The following is a 15,096-nucleotide window of genomic DNA, read 5'->3' as shown; positions in this document are numbered from 1 at the left end:
CTTACTCCTCGAGCACGACGCCGGCGGTCTCGGTAAAGCCGATCCAGACCGCGTCTTCCCAGGTGATGTGCCGGTTCGAGAGACGCCGGGCGTTGACCATCTGCGCCTTGACCATCTGCCCGCTGGCCAGCTCGACATGGTAGGTCGAAATGTTGCCGAGATAGGCGATGTCGATGACCTTGCCGGGCAGCACGTTGGGTCGGTCGGGCTTTTCGAGGTCGATGGTGACCTTCTCGGGCCGGATCGACAGGGTCACCGGCTTGCCGTCGAGCGCCGGATCGCCATTCGCGGCGATGATCGGCGGCTGGCCTTCGGCCCAGTCAATGAGGATGCCTCCGGGCTTGATCGCCGGCTTTGGCGCCGGGGCGGGAGACGGCGCGGGTTTTGCGGCGGCTTTGGCCTCGGCCTTGCGGGCCGCGGCGAGCTCTTCGGGGCTTGGCGGGGGCAGTTGCGGCGTTGCGAGGTCGCGCTGGCCCATGAAGCGGGCGAAGACCTTCTTGTAGAGCCACTCGCCGCGCGCGTTGGGCGCGGGCAGGCGAGCGTCGGTCTGGACCTTGGCCTGCGCGGTGGCCTCGGGGGAAGTCTCCTCCGCCGCGGGCGCGGCGTCTTCGACCGCGGCCGGAGCGGGCTCCGGGGCGGGCGCCTCCGGCTCTGCAGGGCGCGGTTTGGCGGTACCGGGAATGAGGTTCACGTCGCCGATGAAATCCGCCACGTAGACCGAGTTCGGCGCCTCGTAGATCACGTCCGGGGTGTCGACCTGCACAAGGCGGCCCTCGTCCATCACCGCGATGCGGGAGGCCACGGTCATCGCCTCTTCCTGGTCGTGGGTCACGATCACGAAAGTGGTGCCGGTCTTTTCCTGAATGTCCATCAGCTCGAACTGCGTTTCTTCACGCAGCTTCTTGTCGAGCGCGCCGAGCGGCTCGTCGAGCAGCAGCAGTTTCGGCGCCTTGGCGAGGCTGCGCGCCAGCGCCACGCGCTGCCGCTGGCCGCCGGAGATCTGGTGCGGCTTGCGCCTGGCGAACTTGGTCAGGCGGGTGAGGCGCAGCATCTCCTCGACGCGCTCCTCGATCATCGCCTTGTCCTTGCTCTCGCGCCGCAGGCCGAAGGCGATGTTGTCCCAGATCGACAGGTGCGGGAACAGCGCGTAGCTCTGGAACATCATGTTCACCGGGCGCTTGTTGGGCGGCACGTTGATGATGTCCTGCCCGCCCAGCCAGATATGGCCCTCGGTGACGCTCTCGAAGCCCGCGAGCATCCGCATCATCGTCGTCTTGCCGCAGCCCGAGGGGCCGAGCAAGGCGAAGAACTCGCGCTCGTAGATATTGAGCGAGAGATCGTCGATCGCGGTGAACTCGCCGAAGCGCTTGGTCACATTGCGAAACTCGATCAGCGGCTTCTGCTCTGGGTCTTCCCAGGGGGCAAAGACGGTCTGGGCCATGTGCGGGATACGTCCTGTCAGAGAAAGGCCCGCGCCTTCGCAAAGGCGCGGGCCGGTCAGTCGCGGATCAGGTGCCGGACTTGATCTTGGTCCAGAGGCGCGTGACGGTGCGCTGCACGCGGGGCTCGTAGGGCGTGGTGGTGTAGGTGTTCTCCATCGCCTCTGGCGTCGGGTAGATCGCCGGATCGCCGATCACGTCCTCCTCGAGATACTGCTGCGAGGCCTCGTTGCCGTTGGCGTAGTAGACGTAGTTCGACGCCGCCGCCATGTTTTCGGCATCCATGATGAAGTTCAGGAAGGTGTGCGCCGCCTCGGGGTTCGGCGCGTCGACCGGAATCGCCATCTGGTCGAACCACATCTGCGCACCCTCGTCGGGGGCATAGTAGGACACCTCGACGCCGTTGTCGGCCTCGGCGGCGCGGTCGCGGGCCTGCAGGATATCGCCGGACCAGCCAACCGCCACGCAGACGTCGCCATTGGCCAGCGCGTTGATGTATTCCGAGCTGTGGAATTTCTGGATGTAGGGGCGGATCGGCATGAACACGTCTTCGGCCTTGGCGATCACGTCGGGATCGTGGCTGTCAGGATCCTCGCCGATGTAGTTCAGCGCCGCCGGGATCATCTCGGCCGGGGCGTCGAGGAACATCACGCCGCATTCGGCGAGCTTTTCCATGTTCGCCGGATCGAAGACGAGGTCCCACGAGGTCACCGGGGCGTCTTCGCCGAGGATCTCGCGCACCTTGGGTTCGTTCACGCCGAGGCCGGTGGTGCCCCACATGTAGTTGATGGCGTATTCGTTGCCGGGGTCGTATTTCGAGGTCCGGTCCGAGATCACGTCCCACATGTTGTCGATGTTGGGCAGCTTCGACTTGTCGAGCGGCTGGAACGCGCCGGCCATGATCTGGCGTTGCAGGAAGGTGCCGGTGGGCACCACCACGTCGTAGCCCGAGCCGCCGGCGAGCATCTTGGTCTCGAGCACCTCGTTGCTGTCGAACACGTCATAGATCAGGTCGATGCCGGTCTCTTCCTCGAACTTGGCCAGCAGGCTCTCGTCGATATAGTCGGACCAGTTGTAGACCCGGACCTCGTCGGCCTGCGCCAGTCCGGCGGTCAGGGCGAGGGTCGCGGTGAGGGTCAGAAAGGGTGTCTTCATCATGTGCTCCCGGTTGGTCATGGGGTCTTGCCGCCCCGTGGCCCCTGAATTTGATCAAATGTTGCACCCGTTGGCAACATGAGAGATGTTTCCACGGCCCAACATGCCGTGCAAGATGGCTTAGCGGGCGGTTTGGTCAAGCAGGAGGCAGATGGTGAATATGCGGGCAGACAGCGCGGGGCTCCCGACTCACGAGGTGGTCTACCGCCGCCTGCGGGACATGATTCTCTTCGGCGAACTCGCGCCCGGGCAGCCTGTGACGATCCAGGGGCTGGTCGAGCGGCTCGAGGTCGGCATGACCCCGGTGCGCGAGGCGCTGCGGCGGCTGATCGCCGAGGGCGCACTGGTGTTTCAGGGCAACCGGCGGATCACCGTGCCGGTGCTTGATGCGGCGGCGGTGGAGGAGCTGACGCTGGCGCGCGTGGCGCTCGAGCCGCAGCTGGCGCGGCGCGCGGCACGGCGCTGCGGTGCCGAGGGCGTGGCGCGGCTACGTGCCACGGACGCGCGGCTCGATGCGGCGATCGGCAAGGGCGACGTCACCGGCTACCTCGTCGAGAACCACCAGTTCCACACCGAGCTGAACGAGATCGCGGGGGCACCGATTCTCACCGATCTGGTCGAGGGGCTGTGGCTGCGCTTCGGTCCGTCGCTGCGCGTGGTCTGCGGCCAGTTCGGCACCCGCAACCTGCCTGACCTGCACAAGGCCATCCTCGATGCGCTTGAGGCCGGGGATGCCGAGGCTGCGGCGGAGGCGATGGAGCAGGACGTGCGGCAGGGGATGGAGCAGATCGCGGCGGCGCTGGAGGGGTAAGGAGCCGGCGCAAATGCGGCCCGCGTGCGTCCAGGCTCATCGAAACCGGTTGAGGTCGTCGTGCCATCGCCAGCCCGCTCGGGCGGGTCTTGCCGAATGCAGGCCCTTCGCATGACGATAGCGCGGCGACACGGTCACCTGGAGGCGCTGCGCATCCGGCGGCGGTGCTGCCCTCGGCAACGTCGTGAAAGCCGCGATTCGATTGACAGGAAATAATTTGATCATATTCTGCGGCCAAACCCGGATTCCCAAGGAGGCGCGGCCATGACGCTGATTTCCACCAACACCCCCACCGCCGAGCTTCAGGCGCTGGACGCCGCTCACCACATGCACCCGTTCACCACCGGCGCCGACCTTGCGCGCAAGGGCGCGCGGGTGATTACCCGCGCCGAAGGCTGCTGGCTCACCGACAGCGAGGGCGAGCGCATCCTCGACGGTATGGCGGGCCTGTGGTGCGTCAACGTGGGCTACGGTCGCAAGGAGCTGGCCGCCGCCGCGGCGCGCCAGATGGAAGAACTGCCCTATTACAACACCTTCTTCCAGACCACGCATGTGCCGGCGATCCAGTTGTCGGCGCGGCTTGCGGAACTGGCGCCGGGCGACCTGAACAACGTGTTCTACGCCTCCTCCGGTTCGGAGGCGAACGATACCAACATCCGCCTCGTGCGCACCTACTGGGAAGAGAAGGGCCAGCCCGAGCGTAAGGTCATCATCTCGCGCTGGAACGCCTATCACGGCTCGTCGGTTGGCTCGGGCAGCCTTGGCGGCATGAAGGGCATGCACGCGCAGGGCGGCATGCCGATTCCCGACATCCATCATATCGACCAGCCCAACTGGTGGGCCGAGGGCGGCGACATGACGCCCGAGGAATTCGGTCTCGAGCGCGCGCGCCAGCTTGAGCAGGCCCTCGAGGAGATCGGCCCCGAGAAGGTTGCCGCCTTCATCGCCGAGCCGGTGCAGGGCGCCGGTGGCGTGATCATCCCGCCGGAGACCTACTGGCCCGAGATCCAGCGCATCGTCGACAAGTACGGCATCATCCTGATTGCGGACGAGGTGATCTGCGGCTTCGGGCGCACCGGCAACTGGTTCGGCTCCGAGACCATGGGCATCAAGCCGCACATCATGACCATCGCCAAGGGGCTGTCCTCGGGCTACCAGCCGATCGGCGGCTCGATCGTCAATGACGAGATCGCGGGCGTCATCGGCAAGACCGAGTTCAACCACGGCTACACCTATTCCGGCCACCCGGTGGCCGCCGCCGTGGCGCTCGAGAACCTGCGCATCCTCGATGAGGAGGGCGTCGTCACCCGCGTCCGCGAGGAGACCGGCCCCTACCTCAAACAGAAATTCGAGGCGCTGGCCGACCACCCGCTGGTGGGCGAGGCCAAGATCTCGGGTTTCATGGGCTCTTTGGCGCTGACGCCGGACAAGGCCAGCCGCGCGCCCTTCGCCGCCGATGCCGGCACCGTGGGCTATATCTGCCGCGAGCGCTGCTTCGCCAACAATCTGGTGATGCGCCACGTGGGCGACCGCATGATCATCTCGCCGCCGCTGGTGCTCTCGAAAGACGAGATCGACACGCTGATCGACCGCGCGACCCGCTCGCTGGACGAATGCCATGCCGAGCTGAAAAAGCAGGGGCTGATGGTCGCCGGCACACACTGACCCTCACGGCTGGGGCACGCCCGCGACACGAAAACACAAGAGCCCGGCGTCCAAGAGAGGGACGCCGGGCTCTTTCATGTCATGATGGCCGCATCGGGGCGGTCCCGTGACTCAGCTCACCTGATGCGGGGCGCCGGTGGCCATGTTGGTGCCGATATAGGGCTTCTTGGCGCCTTTCCACGCGCCGAAGCCGCCTTCCATGTGGGCGATCTTGGCAAAGCCGGCCTCGATCGAGGCCCGCGCAACCTTTTCCGAGCGCACGCCCGATCCGCAATGGAACACGATGCGCTTTTCGGTCTGCCCCGGCAGCTTCGCCGCCTTGAAGAAGGCCAGCGGCATCAGCAGCGCGCCCTCGATATGCTCGAACATGTATTCCTGCGGGGTGCGCACGTCGATCAGCACGATCTCGTTCTTGTCGAAGGCCTCCTGAACCTCGTCCACGGTCCAGGTTTCCAGAATGCTGTCGCCGACCTGTTCGGTTTTCATGGCGTGTGTCCTTTCGAACGTTGGGAACGGTTCCATTCGATAATTGGGATGTATCGCGCCGCTGGCAAGGGCAAGGGGGGCTTAACTGGTCGTGGCACGGGCAAATCCGCGGCATTTTGCTGACGCCGTAGTGGGTGCCGGGATCACGCGATGCAAAGCCGGGGGATCTGGGCTTCTTGGGCGGGAGCCGAGCCCCGGGGCTCGGTCGCGTCGCGGGGCACGTCGGTCCGGGGGCTCAGCCGGCCGCCGGCACAGGGGCGCGGTTTTCCTTCACCGGCAGGTGGATGATCGCCGAGAGCGCGCCGACGCCCACGCCAATCCACCAGACCAGCGTGTAATCGCCATAGGCGTCGTACATCCGACCACCGAGCCAGACGCCGAGGAAGCCGCCAAGCTGGTGCGAGAAGAACACGATGCCGTAGAGCGTGCCCATGTAGCGCAGCCCGTAGAGATGCGCGACAAGTCCCGAGGTCAACGGCACCGTGGCAAGCCAGAGCGAGCCCATTACGGCGGAGAACACGATCACCGTGGCCGGCGTGATCGGAAACATGATGAACAGCGCCGCGGCGATGGTGCGGCCGGTATAGATCAGCGCCAGCAGGTATTTCCGCGGGAAGCGCTTGCCGGCCCAGCCGGCGGCCAGCGTGCCGGCGATATTGGCGATGCCGATCACCGCGATGGCCCATGCGCCGAGCGCCGAGGTCGTGGTGATGCCCACCGAGTGCAGCACGCCCCCGGGCTGGATCGGGCCACACATCTCCTCGACGAAGGCCGGGAAATGCGCGGTGATGAAGGCCAGCTGGTAGCCGCAGGAAAAGAAGCCGATGAAGATCATCGCAAACGATGGATCGCGCGCGGCGCGCTTGAGGATTGTGCCCATGCTCTCCTCGATCTCGGCCTTGCTGGCCGCCGGCGCGCGCATCAGCGGCAGCGTGAGCAGCATCGCGAGAATGAGAGCGGCAAAGATCAGGAAAACGGTCTGCCACGTGTAGAGCCCGAGCAGCGCCTCGGCCAGCGGCGCGCCGATCACCTGCCCGGCGCTGCCGGCGGCGGTGGTGATCGCCAGCGACATCGAGCGGTTGTCGTCCGACGAGGCCCGGCCAACGACGGCGAGGATCACGCCAAAGCCGGTGCCGGCGATGCCGAAGCCCACCAGAACCTCGGCGCTCTGCATCCCGAGAGGCGTGTTGGCACCCGCCGACAGTACGAGGCCCACCGCGTAGACGATGGCGCCGATGACGATGGCCTTGCGGTCGCCGATGCGCTCGGCCACGGCACCGAAGAGCGGCTGGCCGATGCCCCAGAACAGGTTCTGCAGCGCGATGGCGAGGCTGAACTCGGCGCGCGGCCAGTTGAACTCCTCGGCAATCGGGATCTGGAACACGCCAAAGCTCGCCCGGATCGCGAAGGACACGAGGATGATCAGGCACCCGACGATCAGGACCGGGGTGAAGATGCTGGGCTGCTTGGGCATGAGACGCTTCCTTTGCGGCGGTGCGGCGTCAACCTGAGCCGCGCCTCCGAAAGCGTCAATCGAAGAAATGTTACCGATACAATCATGTTTGCTGATGCTTGAGGCATCTACACTTTCCTGTCCGGGCAAGCTATGCGCGGGATATGACCACGCTGACCGACCTTTACGACGAACGCGTTGCCGAAGGGCACATCCTGCGCGATCCCGCGCAGGAAGAGGCGCTTCCCGAGTTCGAACGCATCCGCCGCGAGCTGGCAGAGGCGCCGGAGAAGCCCAAGCGCGGGCTGTTCCGCAAGGCCAAGGTGCCCGAGCCGCCGAAAGGGCTCTATCTCTGGGGGGGCGTCGGGCGTGGCAAGTCGATGCTGATGGATCTCTTTGTCGAGAGCCTCGACGTGCCGGTGCGCCGGGTGCATTTCCACGCCTTCATGCAGGAGATGCAGGCCGAGTTGCACCGCCTGCGCGGCGAAGGCGTCGACGATCCGGTCAAGCCGATGGCCAAGGGCGTGTCGGACGCGGTCAAGGTGCTGGCCTTCGACGAGATGCAGATCACCGACATCGCCGACGCGATGCTGGTCGGACGGCTTTTCGAAGAACTGTTCAAGGCCGGCACAGTGGTGGTCACCACCTCGAACCGGGTGCCCGACGATCTCTACAAGGATGGGCTCAACCGGCAGCTCTTCCTGCCGTTCATCGACCTGATCAAGGAGCGCCTGGTGGTGCGCGAGCTGGCCTCGGAGCGCGATCACCGGCAGGACCGGCTGAAGGGGGCGAAGGTCTATTTTACCCCCATCGACCGCGAGGCGCGGGCCGAGATCGACCGGGTCTGGCAGGAGCTGACCCACGGCAACGAAGAGCCGCTGGTGCTCACCATCAAGGGTCGCAAACTCGAGCTGCCGCGCTACCACAACGGCGTGGCGCGGGCCTCGTTCTACGATCTCTGCGGCCAGATGCTTGGACCGGGCGACTACCTCGCCATAGCAGACGCGCTGCGCCTGCTGGTGCTCGAGAACCTGCCGCGGCTGGGACGGACGAACTTCAACGAGGCCAAGCGCTTCGTGACGCTGATCGACGCGCTCTACGAGGCCAAGGTAAAGCTCATCGTCTCGGCTGTGGACGAGCCCGAGAGCCTCTATATCGAAGGGCCGGGGGCCTTCGAGTTCGAGCGCACCGCCAGCCGCCTGCGCGAGATGCAGGCCGCCGATTGGGGCCACGGCCACTGAGGCCACCGGCATTGCCGCCGCGCGCCATAAAAAAGAGGGTCCCGAAGGACCCTCTCAGGCTGCTCGATTGATTATTATTGCCTGTTAGTAATGGGTTCGGAGGGCAGGCGCGGTGGCTGACATCGACGCTGAATTTGCGCGACGCTGGCTTCCGAAAGTTCTGTGAGTGGTTGAGTTCGCCGGGGCATTCGCCACGGAGCGCGCCGGTGCCGGGCGTCCGCGCCCGTTGCATGACTGTACTCCGGTCCCGTCTGCGAGGCGATGCCGCGCAGGGGCGAATTGTGTCCCCATGTCCCTGTCCCTCAGGCTTGCGTGTGATCTTGCGCCACACGCTGCTTGTTTCATCAGCATAGGTGATTTTACGGAGAACCGTCAACATTTTGTGTCGCGGCCAAGAAGTATGTTTGAATTATTGGACAACCCCAAGAGGTTGTGGCCGGAAACGCTTATCAATGAGGCGATTTTGCCACGCCAAGCTTGGGCGAACTGGCAGCGCCACCGTTAGCGCTCGAGGCGCGCGGGTGATGTTCCAGATATAGGAGAGGGCGAATCACCCAGTCAAGTGACAGCGGCGACGCGCCAGGGCGCGTGACGCAAGAGCGCCGCTCAGCCGTTCTCGCGCAGCACCGCCCCCGCGAGGTAGAGCGAGCCGCAGATCAGCACGCGGGCGTGCGGGTCCCTGGCGGCGATGCCTTCCAGTGCTTCAGCCACCGAGCCTGCGGTCCCGGCCTGCATCCCGACCGACGCCGCGATGCGCGCGGTCTCGTCTGCCGGCAGGGTGTTGGCCTCGCCCGGGATCGAGACCGCGGTGAGGCTCGAGACGGCGCCGGCCATCGGGCGCAGGTAGCCGCTGATGTCCTTGGTGTTGAGCATGCCGCAGATCAGGTGCGTCGGACGCTTGGGCAGGGTGCCGAGATGGCGCGCCAGCGCGATCCCCGCCGCCGGGTTGTGGCCGCCGTCGAGCCAGAGCTCGACGCCCGGCGCGGCCTCGAGCAGAGGGCCGCTGCGCAGGCGCTGCATCCGGGCCGGCCATTGCGCCTCGGTCACCGCGGCGTCGCAGGCATCGGCGCCAAGGCCAAGGTGGCGCAGCGCCGCCAGCGCGGCACCGGCATTCTCGATCTGATGTGCGCCGGGCAGGTTCGGCAGCGGCAGGTCGAGCAGCCCGGTCTCGTCCTGGAACACCAGCCGGCCGCGCTCTTCCCAGACATGCCAGTGCTGGCCATGGGCCAGTAGCGGCGCCCCGAGCCGGTCGGCGCGGGCCTCGATGACCTCCATCGCCGCCTCGGGCTGCGGGCCGACCACACAGGGCACCCCGCGCTTGAGGATGCCGGCCTTCTCGCCGGCGATCTCTGCCAGTGTCTCGCCAAGGAACTGCTGGTGATCGAGCGAGATCGGCGTGATCACCGTCAACGCAGGACGCTCGAACACGTTGGTGGCGTCCAGCCGCCCGCCAAGGCCCGTCTCCATCAGGGTCACGTCGGCCTGCGTGCGCGAGAAGGCGAGGAAGGCCGCGCAGGTGGTGATCTCGAAATAGGTGATGCTCTCGCCGCCATTGGCGTCCCAGCACTCGTCGAGCACCTGCGACAGCTCCGCCTCCGGGATCAGCTCTCCGGCGAGGCGGATGCGCTCGTGGAAGCGCGCCAGGTGCGGCGAGGTATAGGCGTGGACGCGCTTGCCCGCGCCCTCGTAGCCCGCGCGGATCATCGCCAGCGTCGAGCCCTTGCCGTTGGTGCCGGCGGCATGGATCACCGGCGGCAGCTTGCGCTCCGGATGGTCGAGTGCCGCGAGCAGACGCCAGACCCGGTCGAGGGTCAGGTCGATGATCTTGGGATGCAGCGACATCATCCGCTGCAGGATGGCGTCAGACCCCTGCTGCGCGGTCATTTGTCGTCAGCGACGGCAGTGTCGGGCAGGGGCTCGGGCGGCGGCAGGTCGCCATGCACCGCGGGCGGCATGCCGGTGAGCATGCGCACGATGGTGGTCAGCTCCTCGCGCATCTTGCGGCGGTCGGTGACCCGGTCGAGCATGCCGTGCTCGAGCAGGTACTCGGCGCGCTGGAACCCTTCGGGCAGCTTCTCGCGGATGGTCTGCTCGATGACGCGGGGACCGGCGAAGCAGATCAGCGCGTTGGGCTCGGCGATCTGCACGTCGCCCAGCATCGCGTAGGAGGCGGTGACGCCGCCGGTGGTCGGGTGGGTGAGCACCACGATGTAGGGCAGCCCGGCCTCGCGCAGCATCTGGATCGCCACGGTGGTGCGCGGCATCTGCATCAGCGACAGGATGCCTTCCTGCATCCGCGCGCCGCCTGCGGCCGAGAACAGGATCAGCGGACGCTTCAGGCGCTTGGCCTCCTGCGCGGCCTTGATGATCGCGTTGCCAACATACATGCCCATGGATCCGCCCATGAACGAGAAATCCTGCGCGGCGCAGACCACCGGGGTGCGTCCGATCTCGCCAGCAGCGACAAGCATCGCCTCTTTCTCGCCGGTCGTGCGCTGTGCTGCGCGCATCCGGTCGGGGTATTTCTTCTGGTCGCGGAAATGCAGCGGATCCTGCGTCGGCTCGGGGACGTCGATCTCCGAGAAGATGCCGCCGTCGAACAGCGCGGTGAAGCGCGCCCGCGGCGTGATGTTCATGTGGTGGGTGCAGTTGGTGCAGACGCCGAGATTGTCCGTCACCTCGCGGTGGAACAGCATGGTTCCGCAGCTGTCACATTTCGTCCAGAGGTTCTCGGGCATCTCGCGGCGCGAGAAGATCGAGTTGATCCGGGGACGAACGTAATTGGTGATCCAGTTCATGGCTGCGCCCTTCGCGACTTCGTGTCGCGGCTCACTTATGCCTGCTTCGACGGAAATGCAATCGCGGCTCAGGCGCGCAGGGCAATCCGTGCCGCCAGCCAGCTCAGCCCGATCGAGGCCAGGTCGAGCGGCAGCAGCGCGCGGATCGCCTCTTCGTCGCCGGCGCCGAAGGGCAGCTGATAGAGCGCCAGCCCCGACATCGTGCCCTGTGGCGAGATCAGCGCGATGGCCACGAGGTTGTTGAGCATGTGCAGGGCAATGGCCGGCCCCAGTGTACCTGACCGCGCGGTCAGGTCGGCGGCGGCGAGGCCAAAGGCGAAGGCCCAGGCCATCACCAGCCAAGCATTGCCGCCATAGGTCGCGGGCGTCCAGTGGCCGAGAGCGAAGAGCGCCGAGGGAGCGATGAGCCAGACCGCCGGGTGGGGCAGACGCGCCGCGAGCTGGGATTGCAGGTAGCCGCGAAACAGCAGCTCTTCGCTGCCGGTCTGGATCAGCAACGCCGCCAGCGTCAGCGGCAGCAGCGCCAGCCAGGGCCCGAGCGTCAGACCTGGTTGCAGGTCTTGTACCATGTCCCATGGCGGCAGGGCGCCGATCACAAGGTAAAGCAGCCCCACCGCGAGGAAGACCCTCACGAACTGGCGCACCGCCATCGGCAAGGGCCCGAAGAGGCTGCGGGCGCGGCGATGGTGGATCAGTTGCGTGGCGGCGATGGTGCCGATCCCGAGCGTCCCCATCGCCAGAAGCAGCACCAGAAGCGTGGCGGGCGTGTCGCCCTGCTGCAGCCCGGTCAGAAAGGCCCGCGAGGTTTCGGCAGGGACGAGGATCGAGATCACCGCGAAGATCCCCTGCGGCAGCGCGAAGGCCACCAGCACGATCAGGCACAGCCCGATGATCAGCCGCCAGAGCTCGGTGCGGCGGGCGGTGCCGGTCATCAGTAGGAACGGGCGGTAGGACATAGCGGCAGATCCGGCGCGGCGGGAGGGCAATGCGCCGCTCCTCGAATGACGCTGAGATAGGGCCTAGGGCGGGGCCGGGCAACCACCCCGGCCGGCCCTTGGACCGCACATGAGGCGCGGCTGGATTCATTTCTTGTTTCATCGCAAGCGCTTCGCTATCCCGATTGGGTCGGGGCGGGAGTGGAGCAAGAACGCATGACGTGGAACAGGGCTCTGGTTGGTCTCGCCGGCTTGGCGATGCTCGTGGGCTGCGTGCCGACCTCCGGCAGCGCGCCATTGCCGAGCGCCACGCTCGCCGGAGGCGAGATCGTGGTGGCTGGGCCGAGGGGCTACTGCATTGATCCGGTGACGCTCTCGCGCGGCACCAGCCGCAGTTTCGCGGTGCTTGCCTCGTGCAATATCCTGTCGGGCGGCGAGGAGGGCATCTTTGTCGAGCCGATGATGGTGACGATCACCGTGGGGCCGCGCTTGCAGAGCCCGGCGATCCCCGCGCCCGAGGCGCTGGCCGCCGAGGCCGGGCAGCCCTTCGTCTCGGGCAGCGCGCGCGATGGCCTGACCACGGCGCTGCTGGGGGGCGGTGGCGGCGAGGTGCTTGACGATGGCGATCCGCGCTACTGGCGCGGCGCCTTTGTCGAGAACGGTCACCTGATCGGGCTGGCGCTCTACGCCCCGGAGGGCAGTCGCCTCGTCGGGGGGGGTGGTGCCGAGATGCTGAGCCGCGTGCATCGGCAGATCATGCGACTGAGCCCGGAGCTCGCATCGGCGAGCAGCGCTGCCGCGCCAGGCTAGGCCGGGCCGGCACGGCCGGGGATTTGGCCGTTTATTCGATGCAAAGGATTTGCCATAACTGTTGCAAGGGCCACCGCGGTGAGAGTGGCCGGGAGACGAGAGGCAACGGCAAGGCATATGGCGGGCATCGGCGATGGTTGGATGAGCCGGGCGTTCTCGGCGCTGGCGCTGAAGCGCTGGAGCGAGGCGGCGCGCATGGCCGAAACCGCCGACCTGCGCCAGCTACGCCGCCAGCGCTCGGTTGCGCGGCGCCTCAGGGACCGGCTCGACCGCTTGATCCAGGTGGCGGACGGGCGACTGGCCTTGCCGGTGCTCGGGAACCAGTCCTTTCCGCGCCCGCATGATGCCGATTGGGCCTGGCGCCCCGAGCTCTGGTGCGGGCCGCTGGCGGTGGCAGGCATGTCGTCGGTGCAGTCGCAATCGCGGCTCGGCCGCGAGGTGACGCTGTTCCACGACTGCGCCCATTCCGAGATCACCCTGCGCCAGCTGCGCAACACCCGTGAGGCAGACCTCGCCGCCTACGGCCTGCGGCTCGACGTGTTCAAGTTCGACGGCTCGTACCTGTCGCTCGCCATTGATCTGCCGGAGGCAAGCTGCGACGGGCTCAAGCGCAAGCATCTGATCCGCATCGACACCATCGTCGAGATGGAGAAGCCGCTCGAGATTTTCGCCCGGCTCAATATCCGCCATGGACCCAACACCGAGCAGATCGTGCGCGAGCTGCCGCTGCACGAGGAAGAGATCCGCGTGGAGTTCGACCTTGCCTACACCAAGCTCAACGAAAAGCGGGTCGACCGCATGTGGCTCGACCTGATCTTCGAGGGGCCCGAGATGAACCAGGTGATCCTGCGCGATCTCACCTTCAGCCGCCGCCCGCGGGCCGAGATGTAACGGAGACACGCGATGAGCGCCTATTCGCTGACCAAGACACGGTTCAAGGAAGGGGTCTGGGAGGGGCTTCTGGCCGCGGATTCCGGCGCGCCGACGCCCGAGATCACCGTCGATTTCGATGGCCGCCCGGTGCGCGGCGTCACGGTGACCGAAACCACCGAGTCGGGGCGCTGGGCGGTCGAGGTGCCGGTGCCGCAGGAGGCGATCTGCGACGGGGTACAGACCTTCGCGATCCGCGAGGCCGCCAGCGACGAGGTGCTGGGCAGCTTCACCCTGATCGCCGGCGAAGCGCTGGGCGATGACCTGCGTGCAGAGGTCTCGCTGTTGCGGGCCGAACTCGACATGCTCAAGCGCGCCTTCCGGCGCCATTGCCTCGAGACCATGTAGGCGACCGTTCGCACACGAATAGCGGCATTGCACCCGCGATGCATTGCACACGGGCGTGTGAGCGGTCACAGTGGCGGCAATGGTATACCACCCGGAGCCCTCATGACCCCGCTGCGCGGCATTGCGCTGAAAATCACCTCTGTCATCCTGTTCGTGATCATGTCGTCCCTGATCAAGGCGGCGGACAGCGTCCCGACCGGCGAGGCCGTTTTCTTCCGGTCCTTCTTTGCGCTGCCGGTGATCATCGGCTGGCTGCTCTGGCGCGGGGACATGGCGACCGGGCTGCGGGCGAAGAAACCCTCCCTGCATGTGCTGCGCGGCATCGTCGGGGTCTCGGCGATGGGGTTCAACTTCGCGGCGCTGACCCTGCTGCCTTTGCCCGAGGTCACCGCGCTGGGTTATGCCGCGCCGCTGCTGACGGTGATCTTCGGGGCCATCCTGCTTGGCGAGCAGGTGCGCCTGTTCCGCCTTTCGGCGGTGGCGATGGGGATCTTCGGTGTCGGGCTGGTGATGTGGCCGCTGCTGACCGTCTCCGAAATGAACGACACCGTGCTGCTCGGCATCGGCTTCGTGATGGCCTCGGCGGTGCTGCGCGCATTGGTGCAGATCCACATCCGCCGCATGGTGCAGACCGAGCAGACCTCGGCCATCGTGTTCTATTTCACCATGACCTCGACGGTGCTGTCGATGCTGACCATCCCGTTCGGCTGGGTCATGCCGAGCGGACCCGAGACGCTGATGCTGATCGCAGCCGGGCTGATCGGGGGTGTGGCGCAGATCTGCATCACTTCGGCCTATCGTGGCGCAGAAGCGGGGCTGCTGGCACCGTTCGACTATGCCTCGATCCTGTTCGCGATCCTGATCGGCTACGTGGTCTTTGCCGAAGTGCCGACGGCGCTGATGCTGCTTGGCTCGGCGGTGGTGATCTCTTCGGGGGTGGCGATCATCCTGCGCGAGCGCTACCTCGGGCTGCAGCGCAACCGCGCCCGACCGAACATGACCCCGCAGGGCTGAGACCCGGTGGC

General features: G+C 66.6%; 14 protein-coding genes. 7 read left to right on the top strand and 7 right to left on the bottom strand.

What is annotated here, in order from left to right:
- Position 1 precedes the first annotated feature (1 nt).
- Positions 2-1,441 carry an ABC transporter ATP-binding protein gene (locus JF542_RS09640; RefSeq protein WP_207075688.1) on the bottom strand — a complete coding sequence of 480 codons (1,440 nt, stop codon included), beginning with the start codon at positions 1,439-1,441 and terminating at the stop codon, positions 2-4.
- A 67-nt stretch (positions 1,442-1,508) separates the two neighbouring features.
- Positions 1,509-2,594: a polyamine ABC transporter substrate-binding protein gene (locus JF542_RS09635; protein WP_040545172.1), complete on the bottom strand. Its 1,086-nt coding sequence runs from the start codon at positions 2,592-2,594 to the stop codon at positions 1,509-1,511.
- Between the two features lie 151 nt (positions 2,595-2,745).
- Between JF542_RS09635 and JF542_RS09630 the strand changes: the two genes are divergently transcribed.
- Positions 2,746-3,405, top strand: a complete 660-nt coding sequence (locus JF542_RS09630; RefSeq protein WP_207075687.1) for a GntR family transcriptional regulator — start codon at positions 2,746-2,748, stop codon at positions 3,403-3,405.
- 264 nt (positions 3,406-3,669) lie between these two features.
- On the top strand, positions 3,670-5,070 hold the full coding sequence (locus tag JF542_RS09625; protein ID WP_207075686.1) for an aspartate aminotransferase family protein: 1,401 nt from the start codon (positions 3,670-3,672) through the stop codon (positions 5,068-5,070).
- 111 nt (positions 5,071-5,181) lie between these two features.
- Here the strand turns inward: JF542_RS09625 and JF542_RS09620 are convergent, their stop codons facing one another.
- Both JF542_RS09620 and JF542_RS09615 read right to left on the bottom strand, forming a co-directional pair.
- On the bottom strand, positions 5,182-5,556 hold the full coding sequence (locus tag JF542_RS09620) for a rhodanese-like domain-containing protein (protein WP_007794817.1): 375 nt from the start codon (positions 5,554-5,556) through the stop codon (positions 5,182-5,184).
- A gap of 235 nt (positions 5,557-5,791) precedes the next feature.
- Complete coding sequence (locus JF542_RS09615; RefSeq protein WP_007794813.1) at positions 5,792-7,030, bottom strand: MFS transporter; 1,239 nt, start codon at positions 7,028-7,030, stop codon at positions 5,792-5,794.
- 143 nt (positions 7,031-7,173) lie between these two features.
- Here JF542_RS09615 and zapE point away from each other — a divergent pair, with 143 nt between their 5' ends.
- Positions 7,174-8,250, top strand: coding sequence for a cell division protein ZapE (gene zapE, locus JF542_RS09610; RefSeq protein WP_207075685.1), 1,077 nt, complete (start codon positions 7,174-7,176; stop codon positions 8,248-8,250).
- Positions 8,251-8,856: 606 nt separating this feature from the next.
- On the opposite strand, the gene JF542_RS09605 is transcribed toward zapE, so the two are convergent.
- From JF542_RS09605 to JF542_RS09595, 3 genes are all read right to left on the bottom strand, one after another.
- Positions 8,857-10,134, bottom strand: coding sequence for a bifunctional folylpolyglutamate synthase/dihydrofolate synthase (locus tag JF542_RS09605; protein WP_207075684.1), 1,278 nt, complete (start codon positions 10,132-10,134; stop codon positions 8,857-8,859).
- Entirely contained in the window at positions 10,131-11,048 is a 918-nt protein-coding gene (gene accD, locus JF542_RS09600; RefSeq protein ID WP_207075683.1) for an acetyl-CoA carboxylase, carboxyltransferase subunit beta, read from the bottom strand. The genes JF542_RS09605 and accD overlap by 4 nt, the downstream gene beginning before the upstream one ends.
- Before the next feature lie 68 nt (positions 11,049-11,116).
- Positions 11,117-12,004 (bottom strand): CPBP family intramembrane glutamic endopeptidase, encoded by an 888-nt coding sequence (locus JF542_RS09595; RefSeq protein WP_207075682.1) that lies wholly within the window; start codon positions 12,002-12,004, stop codon positions 11,117-11,119.
- Positions 12,005-12,199: 195 nt separating this feature from the next.
- Between JF542_RS09595 and JF542_RS09590 the strand changes: the two genes are divergently transcribed.
- The 4 genes from JF542_RS09590 (at position 12,200) to JF542_RS09575 (ending at position 15,085) form a co-directional block, all read left to right on the top strand.
- Positions 12,200-12,793 (top strand): dihydroxy-acid dehydratase, encoded by a 594-nt coding sequence (locus JF542_RS09590; RefSeq protein ID WP_242533695.1) that lies wholly within the window; start codon positions 12,200-12,202, stop codon positions 12,791-12,793.
- A gap of 117 nt (positions 12,794-12,910) precedes the next feature.
- The gene (locus JF542_RS09585) at positions 12,911-13,684 is read left to right on the top strand and encodes a DUF6478 family protein (protein WP_207075681.1); all 774 of its coding nucleotides are present in this window, start codon (positions 12,911-12,913) and stop codon (positions 13,682-13,684) included.
- Positions 13,685-13,696: 12 nt separating this feature from the next.
- Positions 13,697-14,071 (top strand): hypothetical protein, encoded by a 375-nt coding sequence (locus JF542_RS09580; RefSeq protein WP_207075680.1) that lies wholly within the window; start codon positions 13,697-13,699, stop codon positions 14,069-14,071.
- A 102-nt stretch (positions 14,072-14,173) separates the two neighbouring features.
- Positions 14,174-15,085 carry a DMT family transporter gene (locus JF542_RS09575; RefSeq protein WP_207075679.1) on the top strand — a complete coding sequence of 304 codons (912 nt, stop codon included), beginning with the start codon at positions 14,174-14,176 and terminating at the stop codon, positions 15,083-15,085.
- Positions 15,086-15,096: the final 11 nt, after the last annotated feature.

Source organism: Salipiger bermudensis (assembly GCF_017309175.1).
Taxonomy (GTDB): domain Bacteria; phylum Pseudomonadota; class Alphaproteobacteria; order Rhodobacterales; family Rhodobacteraceae; genus Salipiger; species Salipiger bermudensis.
The sequence above is the reverse complement of the archived record's forward strand: the minus strand, read 5'-3'. Positions and strand labels throughout refer to the sequence as shown.